General features: G+C 68.7%; 20 protein-coding genes. 16 read left to right on the top strand and 4 right to left on the bottom strand.

Annotated elements, in window-relative coordinates:
* Positions 1 to 16: 16 nt before the first annotated feature.
* Entirely contained in the window at positions 17 to 733 is a 717-nt protein-coding gene (locus tag SLNSH_RS03980; protein ID WP_106335359.1) for a CBS domain-containing protein, read from the bottom strand.
* 121 nt (positions 734 to 854) lie between these two features.
* On the opposite strand from SLNSH_RS03980, the gene SLNSH_RS03975 reads away from it, so the two are divergent.
* A complete protein-coding gene (locus SLNSH_RS03975; protein ID WP_106335358.1) occupies positions 855 to 1,631 on the top strand; it encodes a glucose 1-dehydrogenase in 777 nt (258 codons plus the stop codon).
* Between the two features lie 13 nt (positions 1,632 to 1,644).
* On the opposite strand, the gene SLNSH_RS03970 is transcribed toward SLNSH_RS03975, so the two are convergent.
* The gene (locus SLNSH_RS03970; protein ID WP_106335357.1) at positions 1,645 to 2,106 is read right to left on the bottom strand and encodes an MgtC/SapB family protein; all 462 of its coding nucleotides are present in this window, start codon (positions 2,104 to 2,106) and stop codon (positions 1,645 to 1,647) included.
* A gap of 230 nt (positions 2,107 to 2,336) precedes the next feature.
* Here SLNSH_RS03970 and SLNSH_RS03965 point away from each other — a divergent pair, with 230 nt between their 5' ends.
* Both SLNSH_RS03965 and SLNSH_RS03960 read left to right on the top strand, forming a co-directional pair.
* On the top strand, positions 2,337 to 3,020 hold the full coding sequence (locus tag SLNSH_RS03965; RefSeq protein WP_106335356.1) for a spermidine synthase: 684 nt from the start codon (positions 2,337 to 2,339) through the stop codon (positions 3,018 to 3,020).
* A 164-nt stretch (positions 3,021 to 3,184) separates the two neighbouring features.
* Positions 3,185 to 4,444, top strand: a complete 1,260-nt coding sequence (locus SLNSH_RS03960; protein ID WP_106335355.1) for a YeeE/YedE family protein — start codon at positions 3,185 to 3,187, stop codon at positions 4,442 to 4,444.
* Here the strand turns inward: SLNSH_RS03960 and SLNSH_RS03955 are convergent, their stop codons facing one another.
* Both SLNSH_RS03955 and pcaD read right to left on the bottom strand, forming a co-directional pair.
* A complete protein-coding gene (locus SLNSH_RS03955) occupies positions 4,445 to 5,245 on the bottom strand; it encodes an MBL fold metallo-hydrolase (protein ID WP_106335354.1) in 801 nt (266 codons plus the stop codon). It lies immediately after the preceding gene.
* A gap of 5 nt (positions 5,246 to 5,250) precedes the next feature.
* Positions 5,251 to 6,027 (bottom strand): 3-oxoadipate enol-lactonase, encoded by a 777-nt coding sequence (gene pcaD, locus SLNSH_RS03950; protein ID WP_106335447.1) that lies wholly within the window; start codon positions 6,025 to 6,027, stop codon positions 5,251 to 5,253.
* Positions 6,028 to 6,175: 148 nt separating this feature from the next.
* On the opposite strand from pcaD, the gene SLNSH_RS03945 reads away from it, so the two are divergent.
* The 13 genes from SLNSH_RS03945 (at position 6,176) to SLNSH_RS03885 (ending at position 19,331) form a co-directional block, all read left to right on the top strand.
* A complete protein-coding gene (locus SLNSH_RS03945; RefSeq protein WP_158266666.1) occupies positions 6,176 to 7,105 on the top strand; it encodes an AEC family transporter in 930 nt (309 codons plus the stop codon).
* Between the two features lie 158 nt (positions 7,106 to 7,263).
* Positions 7,264 to 8,409: an ABC transporter substrate-binding protein gene (locus SLNSH_RS03940; protein ID WP_106335352.1), complete on the top strand. Its 1,146-nt coding sequence runs from the start codon at positions 7,264 to 7,266 to the stop codon at positions 8,407 to 8,409.
* Between the two features lie 236 nt (positions 8,410 to 8,645).
* Positions 8,646 to 9,521: a branched-chain amino acid ABC transporter permease gene (locus SLNSH_RS03935; protein ID WP_106335351.1), complete on the top strand. Its 876-nt coding sequence runs from the start codon at positions 8,646 to 8,648 to the stop codon at positions 9,519 to 9,521.
* Entirely contained in the window at positions 9,518 to 11,302 is a 1,785-nt protein-coding gene (locus SLNSH_RS03930) for a branched-chain amino acid ABC transporter ATP-binding protein/permease (protein WP_106335350.1), read from the top strand. Before SLNSH_RS03935 ends, SLNSH_RS03930 begins: the two co-directional genes overlap by 4 nt.
* A complete protein-coding gene (locus SLNSH_RS03925) occupies positions 11,289 to 12,032 on the top strand; it encodes an ABC transporter ATP-binding protein (protein WP_106335349.1) in 744 nt (247 codons plus the stop codon). The genes SLNSH_RS03930 and SLNSH_RS03925 overlap by 14 nt, the downstream gene beginning before the upstream one ends.
* A gap of 288 nt (positions 12,033 to 12,320) precedes the next feature.
* Positions 12,321 to 13,625, top strand: a complete 1,305-nt coding sequence (glyA, locus tag SLNSH_RS03920; protein ID WP_106335348.1) for a serine hydroxymethyltransferase — start codon at positions 12,321 to 12,323, stop codon at positions 13,623 to 13,625.
* Positions 13,626 to 13,777: 152 nt separating this feature from the next.
* On the top strand, positions 13,778 to 14,278 hold the full coding sequence (gene nrdR, locus SLNSH_RS03915) for a transcriptional regulator NrdR (RefSeq protein WP_106335347.1): 501 nt from the start codon (positions 13,778 to 13,780) through the stop codon (positions 14,276 to 14,278).
* Positions 14,275 to 15,438, top strand: a complete 1,164-nt coding sequence (ribD, locus tag SLNSH_RS03910; protein ID WP_245422033.1) for a bifunctional diaminohydroxyphosphoribosylaminopyrimidine deaminase/5-amino-6-(5-phosphoribosylamino)uracil reductase RibD — start codon at positions 14,275 to 14,277, stop codon at positions 15,436 to 15,438. The genes nrdR and ribD overlap by 4 nt, the downstream gene beginning before the upstream one ends.
* The gene (locus SLNSH_RS03905) at positions 15,438 to 16,082 is read left to right on the top strand and encodes a riboflavin synthase (RefSeq protein WP_106335346.1); all 645 of its coding nucleotides are present in this window, start codon (positions 15,438 to 15,440) and stop codon (positions 16,080 to 16,082) included. The genes ribD and SLNSH_RS03905 overlap by 1 nt, the downstream gene beginning before the upstream one ends.
* Before the next feature lie 33 nt (positions 16,083 to 16,115).
* Entirely contained in the window at positions 16,116 to 16,613 is a 498-nt protein-coding gene (gene ribH / locus SLNSH_RS03900; RefSeq protein WP_106335345.1) for a 6,7-dimethyl-8-ribityllumazine synthase, read from the top strand.
* A 4-nt stretch (positions 16,614 to 16,617) separates the two neighbouring features.
* Positions 16,618 to 17,106: a transcription antitermination factor NusB gene (nusB, locus tag SLNSH_RS03895; protein WP_106335344.1), complete on the top strand. Its 489-nt coding sequence runs from the start codon at positions 16,618 to 16,620 to the stop codon at positions 17,104 to 17,106.
* A 32-nt stretch (positions 17,107 to 17,138) separates the two neighbouring features.
* On the top strand, positions 17,139 to 18,128 hold the full coding sequence (gene thiL, locus SLNSH_RS03890; protein WP_106335343.1) for a thiamine-phosphate kinase: 990 nt from the start codon (positions 17,139 to 17,141) through the stop codon (positions 18,126 to 18,128).
* Positions 18,129 to 18,134: 6 nt separating this feature from the next.
* A complete protein-coding gene (locus SLNSH_RS03885) occupies positions 18,135 to 19,331 on the top strand; it encodes an MFS transporter (RefSeq protein WP_106335342.1) in 1,197 nt (398 codons plus the stop codon).
* Positions 19,332 to 19,443 lie beyond the last annotated feature (112 nt).

Raw genomic sequence — 19,443 nt, 5'->3', positions numbered from 1 at the left:
AGGCTCGCGCCTGAGTTCAGGCCGCGTCCCCCTGCGAGATGACGGTCCCCGAATAGGGCTCGATCGTCGTGACGTGGTCCTTCACAGCCTTGACCCCCGCAACGTTCTCGGCGGCCACCTGCAGCGCTTCGCGTTCGCGGTCGTCGAAGATGCACCCGTTCAACTCCACCACGCCGCCCTGGACGCTGATGTTGATGGTGCCGGTCGGAGCCCAGCTCTGCGCCTCCAACTCGGCCAGGATGGCGGACCTGATCTCGAGGTCGCTGGGGTTGGCGGCCACGGCCCCGCGCTCCAGCATGCCTTCGAGCGCCTTCAGCAGATCGGCCCGCGTGACGAGGCCAATCACTGAGCCCCCGCGCAGGACCGGGATGCGCTTGATCCGATGGTCGTTCATCGAAGTCACGACATCGGCCAGATCGGCGTCCTCGTTCACGGTCACGACACGGGAGGTCATCACCTCGCCGACCTTGCGGCCGCGCGTCTGGACATAGTCCGTCGACATGCGGCCGGGACCCAGGATGAACTCCAGCCACTTCGGCCGCTTCTGCTGGGTGCCCAGCTCGACTCGCTTGAGCAGATCGCCCTCGGTCACCATTCCGACCAGCGCGCCGGCCTCGTCGATGACCGGCAGTCCGCTGATGTGGCGCTCCAGCATGAGCGCAGCCGCATCCTTGATGGAGGCCTCCGGGGAAATCGAGACGACACCGGGGGTCATGACGTCTTTCGCCAACATGGCTTCGTCCTTTCGTGATCAGGCCGTGATCTGACCGCAGAATGCGCATGTCGTCATTGATCTCGATCCAAGACGGCGCATCGGGGGCGAATACCTTGTCTGCTACGGAAGGAGACCCGCCATGGCGAGAGTTCAAGGCAAGGTTTGCATAATCACCGGTGGCGCCCTGGGCCTCGGTGAAGCCGCTTCGCGCCTGCTGGCCCGCGAGGGCGCTGCGGTCGTGGTGACCGACGTGAAGGACGTGGAAGGACAGCGCGTCGCCGAGGAAATCCGGTCAGCAGGCGGGCAGGCCCTCTACCTGCATCACGACGTTGCGGACGAGTCGGCTTGGGAAAAGGCGATGGACGCCACCCTGTCGCGCTTCGGCCGGCTGGACGTGCTCGTGAACAATGCGGGTGTCGGCATCGGCTGCGCGCCGGATGAGCAAACGCTCGAACAGTGGCGCTTCCTCATGTCGATCAACCTGGACGGCGTGTTCCTCGGGACCAAGCACGCGATCCGCGCCATGCGTCGCAACAGCCCCGCGGCGGGATCCATCATCAACCTGTCCTCCATCGAGGGGCTGGTGGGAGACCCCAACCTGGGCGCCTACAACGCCTCAAAGGGTGGGGTCACGTTGTACACGAAGTCGGTCGCGCTCTGGTGCGCCAAGGAACGCACCGGCATCCGGGTGAACTCGGTGCACCCTGGCTATATCTGGACGCCGATGGTGGAGAACTACCTCAAGGAGGCTGGCGATGTCGCGGCCGGGCGGAAGGCGCTCGACGCCATGCATCCGGTCGGGCATGTCGGCGAGCCGGACGATATCGCCTACGGTGTGCTCTACCTCGCGTCCGACGAATCCAAGTTCGTGACCGGTTCGTCCCTCGTCATCGACGGCGGCTACACGGCTCAGTAGACGCCGCCCCCAGTCAGGTCGGGCCGTCCACGTCCGCGTCGTCGACCCGCCTGTACAGCTTGCGATCGAGCACGAAGCCGCCTGTCAGGATCACGAGCACCAGGAGCGAGCTGGTGAGCGCCAGTTGCCAGGCCCCCAGCCCGCAGGCCGTGCCAAGCGCGGCGGTAACCCAGATGGTGGCGGCCGTCGTGATGTGCTGAATGCGGTCGCCCGAACTGGAGCGCAGGATCACTCCTGCGCCCAGGAAGCCGATGCCGCCCACGATGCCCTGCACGATCCGGCTCACCGCCGCGACATCGAATTCGCCCCGGCCATAGCGGCCGGCGAGCATGACGAAAAGCGCACTGCCGAGGCCTACGAGCGAGTGAAGCCGAACGCCGGTCGGCTTGCCGTGCAGGTCCCGGTTCACGCCAATCAACGAGCCCGCCAGCACGGCCGCGCCCAGGCGCAGCAAAGGCTCCAGCAATTCGTCCATCCGTGTCTCCGCGAGGCTCCTTGGGGCCATGCTGGCCCTTGCTCAACCGCATTCGCGTCAATCGGGGGCGGCACGACCCTATCAGGCGGGGCGACTGGCGCGAAGATGCAGGGCGGTTCGGCTTCGGGTGACAGGGTTTGGCCTCGCGGCTGGCGTCAGGTATGGAGCGAGCGTCACGTCGCCCCAGGAGATCCCGTGCCGATCGCCTCGTTTCTTCGCCCGAGCCCGCCATGATCCCGTGGGAGCTCCTGGACACCGCCGAGATGCCTGGCGGGGGCGGCCAACTCCGGCTCATGCGCCGCGGGACCGAATACGTGATCCGGCTCGGGCATACGGAGCTGATGAACAGTCGCCTAAGCGGTTCGGAAGAGGCCCTGGCGACCCTGACAGCCGCGCGCTTGCGCAATCCAGCCGCGGCCCGCGTCCTGATCGGCGGCCTCGGCATGGGGTTCACGTTGCGGGCCGCCGAGAAGGCGTTGGGGGAGGGGGCCCGCATCGAGGTGGCGGAACTCGTTCCGGCCGTAGTGGCGTGGGCGCGCGGGCTGATGGCTCCCGTTTTCGGCGATTGCCTGGACGACCGGCGGGTCACCGTGCTCGAGTCGGACGTGCTCGACGTGATCCGCAAGGCGAAGCGCTGCTATGACGCCATCCTGCTCGACGTTGACAATGGTCCCGAGGGGCTGACCCGGCAGGAGAACGACGCCCTCTACGATGCGCGCGGACTCGTCGACGCCTTTGCGGCGCTGAAACCAGGGGGCGTGCTGGCCGTGTGGTCATCGGGCCCCGACCGCGGGTTCACCCCGGGGCTGAAGCGGGTGGGGTTCGCCGTGGAGGAGACCACCGTCAAGGCGGACCGCGGCAAGCGCGGGGCGCGCCACGTGATCTGGCTCGCGACGCGCCCCGGAAATGGCTGACTCTGCGGCAGCCTTCTGGGAGATCCGGCCGCTTATTATACGGCAATTTACGTGTAATATGAACAATTGACGTTCTGTTGCGGGAATACTATCTCGTCCACGAGCGCCCCACCGGGGCCGACGCGCCTCTCGCGTCGAGAATCTTCGCGGATGGATCTTCCGACATGACTAGCCTCAGCTCGGCCGTTGGCGCCGATCTCCACGGCCAAGCCGTCAAGCCTGCGGCCAGTGCGGCCGCTCCAAACACAGGCGCCGCCTGGGGCGCCGGCTTCGCCGTGGTCGCTGGCGCAGCGCTGGTGGGCGCCGTCGTCAATCCGAAGCAGGCGGCCCTCTATGTGCTGGGCGCGCTGATGGGGCTCGTGCTCTACCATGCGGCCTTCGGGTTCACGTCCGCCTGGCGGGTCTTCATCGCGGACCGGCGCGGGGCGGGGCTGCGGGCGCAGATGTTGATGCTCGCCGTGGCGGTGGCGCTGTTCTTCCCTGTGCTTGCTGCTGGATCCTTGTTCGGCCAGCCCGTGCAAGGGTTGGTGTCGCCGGTTGGCGTTTCCGTGGTGTTCGGGGCTTTCCTGTTCGGCGTCGGCATGCAGATGGGCGGCGGCTGCGCGTCCGGCACGCTCTATACCGTGGGCGGCGGCTCGACCCGCATGCTGATCACGCTCGCCGCCTTCGTGGCGGGGTCGACGATCGGGGCCGCTCATCTCCACTGGTGGGCGGCGCAGCCCAGCTTCGCGCCGGTCTCGCTCGTGAAGCTCTGGGGCCCCTGGACGGCGCTGGCGGTCAACCTGGCCGCATTCGCGGCCATCGCGGGCGTGACCATCTGGCTCGAGCGCCGCGAGCATGGCGCGCTCGAGGCCGCCAAGGCTTCGCCGCGGCGCGGCCTTGCGCGCTTCCTGCGCGGCCCCTGGCCGATGGTCGCGGGTGGGCTGGCGCTGGCGCTGCTGAACTTCGCCACTCTGGCCCTGGCGGGCCGGCCCTGGGGCATCACCTCAGCCTTCGCCCTGTGGGGCGCGAAGATCACGGCGGCGCTCGGGACCGCGGACGTGGCGAGCTGGCCCTATTTCGCCAATGCGGGGAACAAGGCGGCGCTCAACAGCAGCATCCTCAACGACGTCACGTCGGTGATGGACATCGGCATCATCGTGGGCGCGCTGCTCGCAGCGGCGCTGGCCGGCCGCTTCGCGCCAACCTGGCGCGTGCCGGTGAAGTCCGCCGTGGCGGCGGTCGTCGGCGGCCTGTTGCTCGGCTACGGCGCCCGCCTGGCCTATGGCTGCAACATCGGGGCGTATTTCTCCGGCATCGCCTCGGGCAGCCTGCATGGCTGGGTATGGATGGTCGCAGCTTTCGCCGGCAATGTTCTCGGCACGCAACTGCGGCCGCTGTTCGGGCTCGAGGTCGAGCGCACCCCCAGGCTGACCGCCTGCTGATCAGGCGATCGCGGCGAGGTACCGGTCGAAGGACGCCGCCACGGCGTCCTTCGCGTTTCCGATGATGTTGCGCCCCCACCAGGCGCCGTAGACGCGGTCGAAGGCCAGCGGCGCCACGATCGCCTCGACGCTGCGGATGGTGGCGGCGTTCACGGGGATGAGGTTCGGGTAGCTGAACATCACGCTCACATGCCGGCGGTCCTGCGTGACCTGCAGGATGTCGCCCGCGAGCAGCGCGCCCTTGCCGTCCGGCCCCTCCGCCCAGTGCAGGATCGTGCCGCCGTCGAAGTGGCCGGGGCAGCGATAGAGCGTCAGCCCTTCGGCGATGGCGCAGGATTCTCCCGCCCACCAGGTGATGGACGGATGGCGCCGCATCACCCAGTCGCGGTTGGCTTCGTGCAGCAGAATGGGGGCGTCCAGCCGCTCCGCCCACTCCACCATGGTGGTGTAGTAGTGGCAATGGGAAATGGCGATGGCGGTGACGCCGCCCATCGCCTTGATGCGCTCGACGGTGGCGTCATCCAACGGCGCGGAGCAGTCCCAGAGCACGTTGGCCCTGGGCGTGCGCACCAGGAGCGCACGCTGGCCGATCGCGAAAGCGGGCTTGCTGCCAATGCCCCAGAGGCCGTGGTCCTCCTCCCAATGCACCGGATGCGTGCGCGCGAGCTCGTCCAGCGCGGTCCAGGCCTGGCCTTCCCAGCGCACGTACTGGCGGACGTCCTCGCAGATCGGGCATCGCGCAGGCGGGGCCTCGGATGGCGGGTATTGCGTGCCGCACTGGACGCAGATGAAGGCCTGCATCCGGCTTAGCCCAGGAACTCTGTCACGAGCGCCGCGAAGCGCTCCGGATGCTCGACGTTGGAGATGTGGGCTGCGTCCAGATAAGCCTTTTGCGCGCCCGGGATGGCGGATGCGATGTATTCGCCGTCCGCCGGCGTGGTGGCGGGGTCGCGCGACCCGATGATGACGAGCACCGGCCGGTCGACCCCCTTGATGGCTTCGCGCTGGTCCATGTCGCGGATTGCGGCGCAGTTGGCCTGGTAACCTTGCGCCTGCGTGCGAAGGATCATGGCGCGCATGCGATCCATGACGGCCGGGTTCGCTCCTCGGAAGTGGGCCGGGAACCAGCGTTCCAGCGTGGCCTGCACGAGCGCCTCCATGCCGCCTCGCTCGGCGGTGCGGATGCGCCCGTCCCAAAGCTCGCGCGGGCCCATGTAGGCGGCCGTATTGGCCAGGACGGCGCGGTCGATGCGTTCGGGCGCGTGGGTCAGCATCCACATGCCCACCATGCCGCCCATGGAGAGGCCCACCCAATGGGCCTTCCGGACCCCGAGCGCGTCCAGGATGTTGACCGCGTCCCGGCCGAGCTGGTCCATGGAATAGGGCGCGGGCGACACGACGCTTTGGCCATGGCCACGGTGGTCGTATCGGATCACCCGGTAGCGCTCCGCCCAGACGGGGACCTGGTCGTCCCACATGGACATGTCCGAGCTCAGCGAATTCGAGATCAGCAGGGGCGGCGCGTCGTCGCGGCCGTCGATCTGGACGTGGAACGGCTCTCCCGCGATCTCGATCATGGCCATGCGCTCGGTCCTCCCGTTCTTGTCGGCGCGCATTGGATACCCGTGGACCGCCCGGACGCAAGGCGGACGGCGAGCCGAATTTGGCAGGCGGACCTCGGCTCGGCTAAAGGACGCCGGCCCAGTTCCGGGTCTTTCGGCCGATTCCCCCATGCTGCAGTTCCTGGCGACGAGTTCGCCCTTTTTTGCGGTGATCGCCGTCGGCGTGCTTGCGGCGCGCCGCCGCGGGCTGTTCGGGCCGGACGCCGTCAAGGTGCTGAACACCTTCGCCTTCATGATCGCGACGCCCGCCATGGTGGTGCGGGTGATGGCGCGCCAGCCCATCGCGGAGCTGTGGAACCCGCTTTACGTCGCAGGGCTCGCGCTCGTGGCCGTCGTGCTCCTGTTCTCTGGTCTCCTCGCGGCGCGCCGCCTTGCCGGGCTGCCGTTTCCGGACGCGGTGTCGCGGGGGCAGTGCCTGGTGGGCGGCAACTTTGCATTCCTTGGCATTCCGCTCACCATGGCCTTCCTGGGCGAGAGGGCGGCCGCCCCGGTGGCCATGGGGCTGATCTGCGACACGGCGCTCGTGGTGCCGCTCGCCATCGGCCTGATCGAAGCGGGGAGGGGCGTGGGCCGGCCCGGCGCGATCGCATGGCGGCTCGCCAAGGGCACGGTGGTGAATCCGTTCATGCTGTCCATCCTGGCGGGAGCGGGCCTGTCTCTTTCGGGAATCGCGCTGCCGGAGCCGGCGGACCGGTTTCTGGGATTTCTGGGCGGGGCCGCGGCGCCGGCCGGTGTCTTCGCGCTCGGACTGGCGCTCTCGCAGTGGATGCGGCCGGACCTCTGGCGGATCGCGCCCCTGGCTCTCGCGAAGCTCATCGTCCATCCCGCAGCCGTGTGGGGCGCGTTGTCGGCGATCGGGCTCGACCCGTTCTGGGTGAAGGCGGGCGTGCTCTACGCCGCCGTGCCGGTGGCCGCGAACGCCTTCGTGATCGCCGAGCGGTATGGAACGGGCGACAAGCCCGTGGCCGGCGCCATTCTGGTTTCGACAGCCCTCGCGACGCTGACTTTTCCAATGACGGTGTGGCTCGTCTCCGGTTGAGGCCAGGCTTCAGGCCGCCGGATACGTCATCTGCTCAAACCTGAGGCAATCGTCGCCAAACCCGCGAATCGGCGTGGACAAATCCGCCGGGCCCATCTTCTAATGGGTTCAATGACGAATGACGCCGCAAAGCCGGCGCATCAAGGAGGAACTGTCCAATGCAGGTGACGAGGCGCGTCTTCACGTCCGGACTGGCCGCGGGCCTGGCGGCCCCCGCGCTGTTGCGGGGCGCCCAGGCGCAGGGGGCGACCATCAAATTCGGCCAGGTGGTGCCGATCACCGGTCCGGCCGCGGAGGCCGGCAAATACGCGATGGCCGGGGCGAAGATCGCCCTTGAGAAGGTCAACAAGGCGGGCGGCGTGCTCGGCAAGCAGGTCGAGATCGTCACCGAGGACGACCAGACCACGAATCCCGGCGCTGTGCTGGCCTTCTCCAAGCTCGCCACCAACGCCGACATCGTCGGCTTCATCGGCTCGATCCGGTCCACCCAGGTCCACGCCATGGCGCCGGACATCCTGAAGACCGCAAAGCCTTGCATGTTCGGCGGCACCGACCCGACGCTGACGAAGCTCGGCAATCCGTGGCTGTTCCGCTGCCGGCCGAATGACAGCTATTCGGGCCGGGTGATCGCCGCCTACGGCCTTGAAGAGCTCAAGCTCAAGAAGTGGGGCATCGTCCATTCCACGGACGCCTTCGGCACCAACGGCATGAAGGCGCTCGCGGGCGCGCTGGAGGCCGCCGGCGTCAAGCCGGTCGTGATCCAGGGCTACGCCAACCAGTCCCAGGACTTCACGCCCGTTGTGCTGGCGCTCAAGCAGGCCGGAATCGACGTGCTGGGCTCCTATTTCACCTTCGAGAACGACCTCGGCATCTTCGCCCGCCAGCTTCGGCAACTCGGGGTGAACGCTCCCTGGGTGGGCTCCCCGTCCATTGTCAACGTGACGGCGCTGAAGCTCGCCGGGCCGGCGCTCTACAACACCTTCGGCGTGGCCGACTACGCCGAGGATTCGAGCCCCGAGGCCAAGGCCTTCGCGGACGCCTACCGGGGCATGATGAAGGTGGACCCGGACAATCAGTCGTCCTGGACCTACGACGCCGTGAACCTGCTGGCCGCGGCCATCAACAAGGCTGGCAAGACCGACCCGCAGGCTGTGCGCGAGGCGATGCTCTCCATCAAGGGCTTCAAGGGCGCCGAGGGCGAATACAACTTCGACCAGAACGGCGATGGACTGCACGGCTACAACGTGGTGCAGAACAAGAGCGGGAAGATCGTCTTCTCCAAGCACATCGAGTTCAAGGACTGACCCTTCGCGTCCCGCTGGCTGGCGCCGCCGGCCAGCGGTTTTCCGTTCCTACGTTCTCTCGTTTGAACACGCCGTCATCCCCGGCCGGAGCGGCGCAGCCGCGGAGGGGAAGGGGATCCAGGGCCGCTTGGCGCCAAGCCCCCCTGGATCCCCTTACCGGCGCTTCGCGCCGCCGGGGATGACGGCGGAGAACGCCAGACCGAAGGCTTGGCCACAAGCCGTTTCAAAGGGTCGTCATGGATCTCGTGCTTCAACTGCTGTTCACGGGCATCGGCATCGGGTCTGTCTACGCGCTGGTGGCGCTGGGCTTCGTGCTGATTTTCCGCGCCACAAACGTGGTGAACTTCGCCCAGGGCGAATTCTCCATGGTGGCGGCGTTCCTCATGGTCATCTTCGCGGTGGACCTGGGCTGGCCCTATTGGTTGTCGGCGCTGCTGTCGCTGGGCGGCATGGCGGTCTACGGGGTGATCTTCAATCTCGGCGTCTACTACCCGCTGCGGCACCGGACCTACCTGCCGGTCATCATCTCGACCATCGGGGCCTCGATCCTCGTCACCAACACCATGCTGGCGCTCTATGGACCGCAGCCCCAGGTGCTGGCGCCGGTGTTCGAGACGCCCGGCTTCAACATCGGGCCGGTCTACCTGGACAGCCAGTACCTGCTGATCATCGCGGTGACGATCGTGCTTGTGGCGTTCCAGTACTGGTTCTTCGAGCACACGCTGCTCGGCAAGAAGCTGCAGGCGACCTCGCAGGACAAGGAGATGGCCTCGCTGCTCGGGATTCCCGTCGCCGCGATGATCATGATCACCTTCGTGTACAGCGCCCTGATCGGCGGCCTCGCCGGCATCCTGGTGGCCCCCATCCTGTTCGTGTCCATCCAGATGGGCGGGACCATCGCGCTCAAGGCGTTCGCGGCCACCATCATCGGCGGGTTCGGCGACGTGGCCGGCGCGATCATCGGCGGGCTCGCGCTGGGGGTCATCGAGACGTTCGGGGCGGCCTACGTGTCCGTGCCCTACAAGGACGGCTTCGCCTTCCTGGTGCTCGTGCTCTTCCTCGTGTTCCGGCCGCAGGGCCTCTTCGGCGAACGGGTGGCGGAAAAGGCATGACCAGCATCACTGACGTCTCACCCGCCGCGCGTCGGACGGCCCCGCTCGGTCTCCTCGCCTATGTGGCGCTGGCCGCGGTGGCGGTGTTCTTCGCCGCGACGCATTCCTTCGACGCCTACATCACCAACATCCTCATGCAGGCCGCCACCTACTCGGTCGCCGTCATGGGGCTGACGGTGGTGCTCGGCCTTTGCGGCCAGATCAACCTGGCGCAGGCGGCCTTCTTCGGCCTGGGCGCCTATGCGGTCGGCCTCGGCACCGTGGATTACGGGCTCAATTTCTGGGTCTGCATCGGCCTGGGCCTCGTCACCGTGCTGGCTGCAGGCGCGTTCCTGGGCGCCTCGACGATCCGGCTCGGCGGCCACTACCTCGCCATGGTCACGATCAGCTTTCAGCAGATCGTTACGCTGGTGATGATCAACTGGATCCCGGTGACCCACGGGCCGGACGGCGTGTCCGGCATCTCCCGGCCGGGCCTGTTCACGACGGCGCAGGCCTACCTGGCCTTCTGTGTCACCGTGCTGGCGGTCGTCGGCTACCTCGTCTGGCGGCTGCCGTCGTCGCCGCTCGGGCGCGCGATGCGGGCCGTGCGCGACAACGAACTGGCGGCCAGCGTGGCCGGCATCGACGTGCAGCGCACGAAGGTGACCGCCTTCGCCATCTGCGCGCTTCTGGGCGGCCTCGGCGGCGCCCTGTTCGCCGGCGGCTTCGCCTATGTGAGCCCGGACCAGTTCTCGTTCGCCGAATCCATCGTGTTCCTCACCATGGTGCTTCTCGGCGGCGTCGCCTCGCCGATCGGGGCGGTGGTGGGCACCGGCCTGTTGATCCTGATCCCGGAATGGCTGCGCTTCCTCAAGTCGGTGCCGGGCCTCTACCTGGCCATCTATGGCTTGGCCGTGATCCTGATCGTGCTGTTCATGCCGGACGGCATCTGGGGGTGGATTTCGCAGTTCACCCGCCGCTTCGGATCCAGGTCGGGAGTGGCGCCGGTTCGGGCCGAGGCGACTGCGCTGGAGCTTCGCGGCTCCTCCGGCCACGCGCCCGAGGTGCTCAGGGTCGAGGGGCTCGCCAAGCATTTCGGTGGCCTGAAGGCGGTGGACGGGGTCAGTTTCAGCGTGAAGCGGGGCAGCGTGCACGCGCTGATCGGGCCAAACGGCTCGGGCAAGACCACGACGCTGAACGTGCTCTCCGGCATCTACGCGCCGACGGCGGGGTCGATCACGCTCGACGGTCTCGACGTCACCAATCTGCCGCCGCACAGGCGGACGATTGCGGGCCTGGGGCGCACGTTCCAGAACATCCGCCTGTTCCGCACCATGACGGCGGTCGAGAACGTGATCATCGGGGCGGAGCACCCCGGCAACCCCGTGCAGAAGGCGCACCATGCGCTGGACGCCCGGGCGCGTGCGGCCCTGGCCTTCGTGGGGCTGGGGGACCGGGCCGACGAATTGGTCACGTCATTCAGCTACGGCCACCAGCGCCTGATCGAGATCGCCCGCGCCCTTGCGGGGAACCCGACCCTGCTGCTGCTCGACGAGCCTGCCGCCGGCCTCAACTCGACGGAGAAGCTGGAGCTCACGGCCCTGCTCAAGCGCATCGCCGCCAAGGGGCTCACCATCCTGATCATCGATCACGACATGACGCTGGTCAGCGACGTGGCCGAGCACATCACCGTGCTGAACTTCGGCCGCCGCATCGCGGACGGCGATCCGGTCTCGGTGCTGAATCACCCCGATGTCGTCACCGCCTATCTCGGGAGCGAGCCCGATGCCCCTTATTGAGTGCAAGGACCTGGTGGTCCGCTACGGCGAGATCGAGGCCCTTCATGGGCTCTCGATCGCCGTGGAGGCTGGGGAGGTCGTGACCCTGCTCGGCGGCAACGGCGCGGGCAAGTCGACGACGCTGCGCTCCATCTCCGGTCTGGCGAAGCCCGCGGCGGGCGACATCCTGTTCGAGGGCCAGTCCATCCTCGGCCTCGGGCCGGAGGAGATCGTCCGGCGCGGCATCGCGCATGTGCCGGAGGGGAGGCGGGTGTTCCCGGGCCTCTCGGCGCGCGAGAACATCATGCTGGGCGCCTCCAACCGGAAAGGTCTGAGCAAGGCGCAGATCCAGCGCGAGGCGGACGAGATGTTCGACCTGTTCGCGGACATCCGCCCGTTTGCGGACGCGCTCGGATGGACGCTCTCCGGCGGCCAGCAACAGATGGTCGCGGTGGCCCGCGGCCTGATGGCGCAGCCCAAGCTGCTGCTCCTGGACGAGCCGTCGCTGGGGCTGGCTCCCGTCATCGTCCAGAAAGTCTTCGCCATCATCGGCCAGATCCGCGAGCGCGGCACGACCGTGCTGCTGGTGGAGCAGAACGCCCGCATGGGCCTCTCGGTGGCGGATCGCGGCTACGTGCTCGAGACCGGCAGGCTGGTGCTCACGGGCAACCCGGCCGAGCTCTGGGCCAACGAGGACATCCGGGCCGCCTATCTCGGCGGGCACTCGCGCGCCAAGGCGGCCGCGGGGTGAGCCCTTCTCCCCGGCGCGGGGAGAAGGTGCCCGAGCGAAGCTTGGCCGGATGAGGGGCGCGCGCGACGGCCCCAAGCCCAGCCCGCTCCCCGTTGCCGGGGAGAGACGGCGCCTGCGTCGGTTTCGCGACAGACATCATCCAGCCGCCTAGCCAATCTGGGGACGCATGGGGTATAGACCCCCCACATCTTGCGGGGGCGGCGGGCTGCGTCGTCGCCGCAGGTGCAAAGACCCGACAGTCGACACGAGCCGACCCGTCACGTGAGCCCCCTGGGCCGGAGACCAACGATGTCCCTCAGCGAAGCGCGCCAGAGCCATATGTCGAACAGCTTCTTCGCCGCGTCCCTCAAGGATCGCGACCCGGAGATCGCGGAAGCGATTCGCCTAGAGCTCGGCCGTCAGCGCGATGAGATCGAGCTGATCGCCTCGGAGAACATCGTGTCCCGCGCCGTGCTGGAGGCGCAGGGCTCGGTGATGACCAACAAGTACGCGGAGGGCTATCCCGGCCGCCGCTATTATGGCGGCTGCCAGTTCGTGGACATCGCCGAGAAGCTCGCCATCGACCGCGTGACGCGGCTGTTCGGCTGCAAGTTCGCCAATGTGCAGCCGAACTCCGGCTCCCAGGCCAACCAGGCGGTGTTCCTGGGGCTGCTGAAGCCGGGCGACACCTTCATGGGTCTCGACCTCGCGGCGGGCGGCCACCTCACCCACGGCGCCGCGCCGAACATGTCGGGCAAGTGGTTCAAGGTCGTGAGCTACGGCGTGCGGCCGGAGGACCAGACGGTCGACATGGACGCGGTGGAGCGCCTGGCCCAGGAGCACAAGCCGAAGCTCATCATCGCCGGCGGCTCAGGCTACGCCCGGCACTGGGATTTCGCCCGCTTCCGCCAGATCTGCGACGCGGTGGGCGCCTATTTCATGGTCGACATGGCGCACTTCGCGGGCCTCGTCGCCGGCGGCGCGCATCCGTCGCCGTTCCCGCACGCGCATGTGGTGACCTCGACCACCCACAAGACCCTGCGCGGCCCGCGTGGCGGCCTGGTGCTCACGGATGACGAGGACATCGCCAAGAAAATCAACTCGGCCGTGTTCCCCGGCCTGCAGGGCGGCCCGCTGATGCACGTGATCGCCGCCAAGGCGGTGGCCTTCGGCGAGGCGCTGACGCCGGAGTTCAAGCTCTACGCCCGCGCAGTGGTCGACAACGCCAAGGTGCTGGCCGACACGATCAAGGCGGCCGGCTACGCCATCGTGACGGGCGGGACGGACAACCACCTGATGCTGGTGGACCTGCGGCCGAAGAAGCTCACCGGCAAGGCCGCCGAGGCCTCGCTCGGGCGCGCCCACATCACCTGCAACAAGAACGGCGTGCCGTTCGACACCGAGAAGCCGACCATCACGTCGGGCATCCGCCTCGGATCGCCGGCCGCGACCTCCCGCGGCTTCGGCGTGGCCGAGTTCAAGCGCGTCGGGGAGCTGATCGTCGAGACGCTGGACGGGCTCGCCCAGAACGGCGAAGAGGGCAACGCGGCGACGGAGCAGGCTGTGAAGGACAAGGTGACGGAGCTGACGCGGCGGTTCCCGATCTACGCGTAACACGCCGTCATCCCCGGCCGGAGCGCCAAAGGCGCGGAGGGGAAGGGAATCCAGGGGCCGCATGCGCGTTTGCCCCTGGATTCCCTTCCCGACCTGCTTTGCAGGCGGCCGGGGATGACCGCGCCAATTCATCACGGCGAGGATCACCACCCGTGCGCTGCCCCTATTGCTCTAGCCTCGACACGCAGGTGAAGGACTCGCGGCCGACCGACGACAGCTCCGCCATCCGGCGGCGGCGCGTGTGCCCGGATTGCGGGGGCCGGTTCACCACATTCGAACGGGTGCAGTTGCGCGAGCTCATGGTCGTGAAGCGCTCCGGGCGGCGCATCCCGTTCGAGCGCGACAAGCTGGTGCGGTCCATCGAGGTCGCGTTGCGCAAGCGCCCGGTGGAGCCCGAGCGGGTCGAGCGCATGATCAACGGCATCGTGCGCCAGCTCGAGAGCCTGGGCGACGGCGACATCCCGAGCGCGACCATCGGCGAGCTGGTGATGGAGGGGCTGAAGGCCCTCGACGACGTGGCCTATGTGCGCTTCGCGTCCGTTTACAAGAATTTCCGCGAGGCCAAGGACTTCGAGAACCTTCTGGGCGAGCTGTCCGGGCCCGAGGAAGACCTCGCCGCGGCGCGCAAGGCGAGCTCGCGCGAGCCGTCATGACGACCGAGCCGCCCGTCGGCGCGCCGACCGGGCCGGCGCAGCGCTTCCATCCCGACGACATCGCCACCATGCGGATCGCCCTGGCGCTGGCCCGCCGGGGCCTGGGCGACACGTGGCCAAATCCCGCCGTGGGGGCCGTGGTGTGGAGGCCAGGCCCGCAGGGGCCGGTCATCCTGGGACGCGGCTGGACGCAGCCCGGCGGACGGCCGCATGCCGAGCCGGTGGCGCTGGCGCAAGCGGGGGAAGCCGCGCGCGGCGCTTTCATGAGCGTCACCCTCGAACCATGCTCCCACTTCGGCAAGACGGGGCCGTGCAGCCACGCCATCATCGAGGCCGGTATCGCGCGCGTGGTTTCCGCCATCGAGGATCCCGACCCGCGCGTGAACGGGCGCGGGCACATCCTCATGCGCGCGCACGGGATCGATGTGACCGTCGGCGCCCTCGGGCGCGAGGCGCGGTGGGCGAACCGTGGCTTCATCAAGCGCATGGTCGAGGGGCGCCCCATGGTGACGGTGAAGCTCGCCCGCTCGGCGGACGGCTTCGCCGCGGGAGCGGAAGGTCCTCGGCTGATGATCACCGGGCCGGAAGCCGCCGCCCGGGTTCACCTGATGCGGGCCCAGCACGACGCCATCATGGTCGGCGTCGGGACGGTGCTGGCCGATGATCCGGCCCTGACCTGCCGGCTTCCCGGGCTGGAGCATCGCTCGCCGGTGCGGGTCATACTGGACAGCGCGCTGCGCACGCCGCCCGCCAGCCGCGTGGCCGCCACGGCCGGGGAGGTTCCGACGTGGATCCTCTGCGCGGAGGATGCGCCCGCCGAGCGGGAGGCGGTTCTGGCGGGGCAGGGCGCTGTGATCGAGCGTCTGGCGTCGGCGCCTGAAGGTGGCGTCGATCTCCTGTCCGCCGTGGGGGCCTTGGCACGGCGCGGCGTTACGCGCGTCTTCTGCGAAGGCGGGCCGCGGCTCGCCGAGGCCCTCGCCGCCGTCGGCCAGGTGGACGCGCTCGAGTTGCTCACCGGGCCGGAGGCTCTCGGCCGGGCCGGACTGCCGGCGCTTGGGCCGGCCCTCGCCCGATTTATGGAAACTGACCCGCATGTCGAGCGCGCCGCGCCGGTCCCGCTCGGCCGCGACCTTTGGCAGAGCTTCGAAAGGAGGCGCTGATGTTCACTGGAATCGTCACGGACGTAGGCGAGCTCGTCGCCGTTGAGGATCACCAGGGATCGCTCCGGCGCCTGCGCGTCCATTGCTCCTATCTGGCCGAGAGCATCGAGATGGGCGCCTCCATCGCCACTGGCGGTCCCTGCCTGACCGTGACCGGCTTCGGGCCGCGGCCTGAGGGCGGCTCCTGGTACACGGTGGACGCCGCCGCCGAGACCCTGGCGCGGACCACAGTGGGCGCTTGGCAGGTTGGCCGGAAGCTCAACCTGGAGCGCTCTCTCAAGATTGGGGACGAACTGGGCGGCCACCTCGTCTCCGGGCACGTGGACGGGGTCGCGGAGGTGGTCGCGCGCGATGACGTCACGTCCGAGGACGGCGGCGCCTGGGGGCCGACGGCGCGGTTTACGATCCGCGCCCCAAAGGGGCTGGCGAAGTTCATCGCGGAAAAGGGCTCGGTGGCGATCGATGGCGTGTCGCTGACCGTGAACAGCGTGGAGCGCGACCTTTTCACGGTCTTCCTGATCCCGCACACGCTTGAGGTGACGACCCTCGGCGCGCTTAAGGCCGGCGACAACGTGAACCTTGAGGTTGACCAGATGGCGCGCTACGCCGCGCGGCTTGCAGAAGCGCGCGAGGGGGGCTACTGACAGCCGCCTCCAGACAACCGCCGGGATCCGACCATGGCCGCCCCTCGCTTCGCCCGCGCCACGACCGACGGCGTGCCCACCAAGGGCCGCCTGCTGATCGTTGAAGCCCGCTTCTACGACGACATCGCGGACGAACTGCTGGCCGGCGCCAAGGCGGTGGCTGAGGCGGAGCAGGCCGAAGTCACCGTGCTGACGGTCCCGGGCGCGCTCGAGATCCCGGCCGCCATCGCCATCGCGCTGGATGGGGCGGAGGCGGCCGGGCGTCCCTTCGACGCGGTGGTGGCCCTGGGCTGCGTTATCCGTGGAGAGACGGGCCACTACGACATCGTTGCTGGCGAGAGCTCGCGGGCGCTGATGGACCTTTCGGTGACGCGGCGCATTCCGCTCGGCAACGGCATCCTGACGGTCGAGAACGACGCGCAGGCATGGGCCCGGGCGCGGGTCTCGGAAATGAACAAAGGCGGGGGAGCGGCGGAGGCCGCCCTTGCCGTGCTGAGAATCAAGCGCCGCTGCGCGGCGGGAAGGATCTGATCGGATGGCCAAGGCCGAAAACCGCGGCGATAAGCGCGAGAAACGCTCCGCCGCGCGCCTCGCAGCCGTGCAGACGCTCTATGAGATGGAGCTGTCCGGCAAGGGCGTGCTGGACGCCGTCGCCGACTTCGAGGCCCACTGGATGGGGCGCGAGATCGAGGAGATGGAGTTCAAGCCGGCCGACGCCGGCTTCTTCCGCGAGATCGTGTCCGGCGTGGTGCAGGAGCAGCGCCTCGTGGATCAGAAGGTGGACGCGGCCCTCGCCAAGGGCTGGCCGCTGAAGCGGATCGAGGCGGTGCTGCGCGCGATCCTGCGCGCGGGCGCGTACGAGCTCATCCGCCGCCAGGATGTGCCCGCGCGCGTGGCGATTACCGAATACGTTGACGTGGCCAACGCCTTCTATGACGGAGACGAGTCCGGCATGGTGAACGCCGTGCTCGATTCCATCGCCCGCGAGGTGCGCGGCGACGAACTCAGCAAGCAGCGCGCCTGACGGCCCGCGGACGCCGGGAGGGCGCCATCGCCATGGAGCACCGGCCGTCCGAAGACGAACTGATCGCGAAGTATTTCCGGCCCATGGCGGGCGAGGGGGGCATGGCCCTCCTGGACGACGCGGCGCGGCTCGCAGGCGAAGCCGGGCGCGACCTCGTGCTCAAGGTCGACGCGATCGTCGGCGGCGTTCACTTCTTCCCTTCCGATCCGCCCCAGGACGTCGCCTGGAAGGCGCTGGCCGTGAACCTGTCGGACCTCGCCGCCAAGGGCGCGGAGCCCCGCGGCTTTCTGCTGGCGCTGGCCCTGCCGCCGGACTGGACGGAGGAGTGGCTCGCCGCCTTCTCGGAAGGCCTGCAGGCTGGAGCCGAGGCGACCGGCTGTCCGCTTCTGGGCGGCGACACGGTGAAGACGCCGGGGCCGCTGACGGTATCGGTGACGGTGATTGGCTCCGTGCCGGCCGGCCGCATGCCCGTGCGTATGGCGGCGCAGCCGGGGGACGTGATCCTGGCGTCCGGCACGATCGGCGATGCAGCGCTCGGGTTGGCCCTGCGGCTGGATCCGGATGCCCGCTGGGCCAAGGCGCTCACGCCGGCCCAGCGGGAGCACCTGCTGTCCCGCTACCTGCGCCCGCAGCCGCGGCTGGCGTTGGGGCCAGCCCTGCTGGCCTACGCCAAGGCCTCCATGGACGTCTCCGACGGGCTTGTCGGCGATCTTCGCAAGATGCTTGCGGCCTCGGGCGTAGGGGGCGCGCTGGATCTCGACGCGGCGCCTCTGTCGGAGGCGGCGAAGACGGCGATCGCGCACGAGCCCAGTCTTCTGGAGCGCGCGGTCACGGGCGGGGACGATTACGAGGTGCTCTGCACCATCGAGCCCGGCCAGGTCGAAGCCTTCCGCAGTCAGGCGGCTGCGCTGGGCGTGCCGGCGACTCCCATCGGGACGGTGGGCTCTGCGGGCGATCCCTTCGTGGTCTTGCGCCACGGCGCCCCCGTGTCCCTCGCCCACGGCTCCTTCAGCCACTTCTGAGGCCCCATGCACGCCCCTGTCGCCGATGACCGCCTCGCGCGTCGAAACGCCGTGATCCTGGCCGTGGCCCAGGCCTTGGCCGGCGCGAACTCGACCGTCGTCTTCGCCACTGGGGCGATCGTCGGAGCGCAACTGGCGCCCAGCGCGGCCTGGGCCACCGTGCCGGTCTCCGTGTTCGTGCTTGGCATGGCCTTCGGCACGCTGCCGGTTGGCGCCATCGCCAGGCGCTACGGACGCAGGGCGGCGTTCCTGACGGGTGCGACGGCGGGCGGCCTCACTGGCCTGATCGCCTGCGCGGCCATTATGACCGGCTCCTTCGCGCTCTATTCGCTGGCGACCTTCTTCGGCGGCTTCTACGCCGCCGTGGCCCAGTCGTACCGCTTCGCAGCCGCGGATACGGCCAGCGACCGTTTCCGCCCGCGCGCCATCTCGTATGTCATGGCTGGCGGCGTCGTGGCGGGCGTATTCGGGCCGCAACTCATCCAGCACACCATGAACTTCTGGCCGCCATACCTGTTCGCGGCCAGCTACCTGGCCCAGGCGGCCGTGGCCGTGATCGCCATGATGGTGCTCGCCCAGGTGCGCATTCCTTTGCCGCCACGAGCGGCGATCGGAGCAGGCGGAGGTCGCCCGCTTGGCGAGATCGTGCGCCAGCCCAAGTTCATCGCCGCCGCCCTGTGCGGCGTCATCAGCTATGCGCTGATGAACCTGGTGATGACCTCCGCCCCGCTCGCCATGAGGATGTGCGGCCATTCGCTGGAGGACTCGAACTTGGCGATCCAGTGGCACGTGATCGCCATGTATGGGCCGAGCTTCTTCACGGGAACGCTGATCTCCCGTTTCGGGGCGCCTCGGGTGATCACAGTCGGCCTGTTGCTGCTGTGCGCCGCCGGGATCGTAGACATGGCGGGCGTGAGCGTCGCTCATTTCTGGATAGGCCTGATCCTGCTCGGCCTCGGCTGGAATTTCGGCTTTGTCGGCGCTTCCGCCATGGTGACGGAAACCTGCGCGCCTGCCGAGCGCACCCGCGTGCAGGCCTTCAACGACTTCCTCGTCTTCGGGACGATGGCCCTGGGATCCTTCTCCTCCGGTCAGATTCTGGCCGCGGCCGGCTGGACGGCGGTGAACGAGGTGATCTTCCCGCCAGCCGCGCTGGGACTGGCCTTGCTGCTCTGGCGAGGGCTGGCGCGCAGGCCGGCTTAGGCGAGCCGCTGCCCGCGCCGGCGCAAAAGCCTAAAAAGACTGCCGAAACCTGCCATTCACTCGAAAGTCCGTTTGCGTCGGCCTTCCGATTTTGTCACGCTTGCGCCGCTTC

This window comes from Alsobacter soli, from assembly GCF_003004785.1.
Lineage (GTDB): Bacteria > Pseudomonadota > Alphaproteobacteria > Rhizobiales > Beijerinckiaceae > Alsobacter > Alsobacter soli.
Note: the sequence above shows the minus strand (reverse complement) of the source record. Positions and strands in the feature narration are given on the sequence as shown.

What these genes read in the sequence shown, in the direction of transcription:
- SLNSH_RS03980 (WP_106335359.1), bottom strand. Translation starts at nt 733, where the DNA reads ATGTTGGCGAAAGACGTCATGACCCCCGGTGTCGTCTCGATTTCCCCG.
- SLNSH_RS03975 (WP_106335358.1), top strand. Translation starts at nt 855, where the DNA reads ATGGCGAGAGTTCAAGGCAAGGTTTGCATAATCACCGGTGGCGCCCTG.
- SLNSH_RS03970 (WP_106335357.1), bottom strand. Translation starts at nt 2,106, where the DNA reads ATGGACGAATTGCTGGAGCCTTTGCTGCGCCTGGGCGCGGCCGTGCTG.
- SLNSH_RS03965 (WP_106335356.1), top strand. Translation starts at nt 2,337, where the DNA reads ATGATCCCGTGGGAGCTCCTGGACACCGCCGAGATGCCTGGCGGGGGC.
- SLNSH_RS03960 (WP_106335355.1), top strand. Translation starts at nt 3,185, where the DNA reads ATGACTAGCCTCAGCTCGGCCGTTGGCGCCGATCTCCACGGCCAAGCC.
- SLNSH_RS03955 (WP_106335354.1), bottom strand. Translation starts at nt 5,245, where the DNA reads ATGCAGGCCTTCATCTGCGTCCAGTGCGGCACGCAATACCCGCCATCC.
- pcaD (WP_106335447.1), bottom strand. Translation starts at nt 6,027, where the DNA reads ATGGCCATGATCGAGATCGCGGGAGAGCCGTTCCACGTCCAGATCGAC.
- SLNSH_RS03945 (WP_158266666.1), top strand. Translation starts at nt 6,176, where the DNA reads ATGCTGCAGTTCCTGGCGACGAGTTCGCCCTTTTTTGCGGTGATCGCC.
- SLNSH_RS03940 (WP_106335352.1), top strand. Translation starts at nt 7,264, where the DNA reads ATGCAGGTGACGAGGCGCGTCTTCACGTCCGGACTGGCCGCGGGCCTG.
- SLNSH_RS03935 (WP_106335351.1), top strand. Translation starts at nt 8,646, where the DNA reads ATGGATCTCGTGCTTCAACTGCTGTTCACGGGCATCGGCATCGGGTCT.
- SLNSH_RS03930 (WP_106335350.1), top strand. Translation starts at nt 9,518, where the DNA reads ATGACCAGCATCACTGACGTCTCACCCGCCGCGCGTCGGACGGCCCCG.
- SLNSH_RS03925 (WP_106335349.1), top strand. Translation starts at nt 11,289, where the DNA reads ATGCCCCTTATTGAGTGCAAGGACCTGGTGGTCCGCTACGGCGAGATC.
- glyA (WP_106335348.1), top strand. Translation starts at nt 12,321, where the DNA reads ATGTCCCTCAGCGAAGCGCGCCAGAGCCATATGTCGAACAGCTTCTTC.
- ribD (WP_245422033.1), top strand. Translation starts at nt 14,275, where the DNA reads ATGACGACCGAGCCGCCCGTCGGCGCGCCGACCGGGCCGGCGCAGCGC.
- SLNSH_RS03905 (WP_106335346.1), top strand. Translation starts at nt 15,438, where the DNA reads ATGTTCACTGGAATCGTCACGGACGTAGGCGAGCTCGTCGCCGTTGAG.
- ribH (WP_106335345.1), top strand. Translation starts at nt 16,116, where the DNA reads ATGGCCGCCCCTCGCTTCGCCCGCGCCACGACCGACGGCGTGCCCACC.
- nusB (WP_106335344.1), top strand. Translation starts at nt 16,618, where the DNA reads ATGGCCAAGGCCGAAAACCGCGGCGATAAGCGCGAGAAACGCTCCGCC.
- thiL (WP_106335343.1), top strand. Translation starts at nt 17,139, where the DNA reads ATGGAGCACCGGCCGTCCGAAGACGAACTGATCGCGAAGTATTTCCGG.
- SLNSH_RS03885 (WP_106335342.1), top strand. Translation starts at nt 18,135, where the DNA reads ATGCACGCCCCTGTCGCCGATGACCGCCTCGCGCGTCGAAACGCCGTG.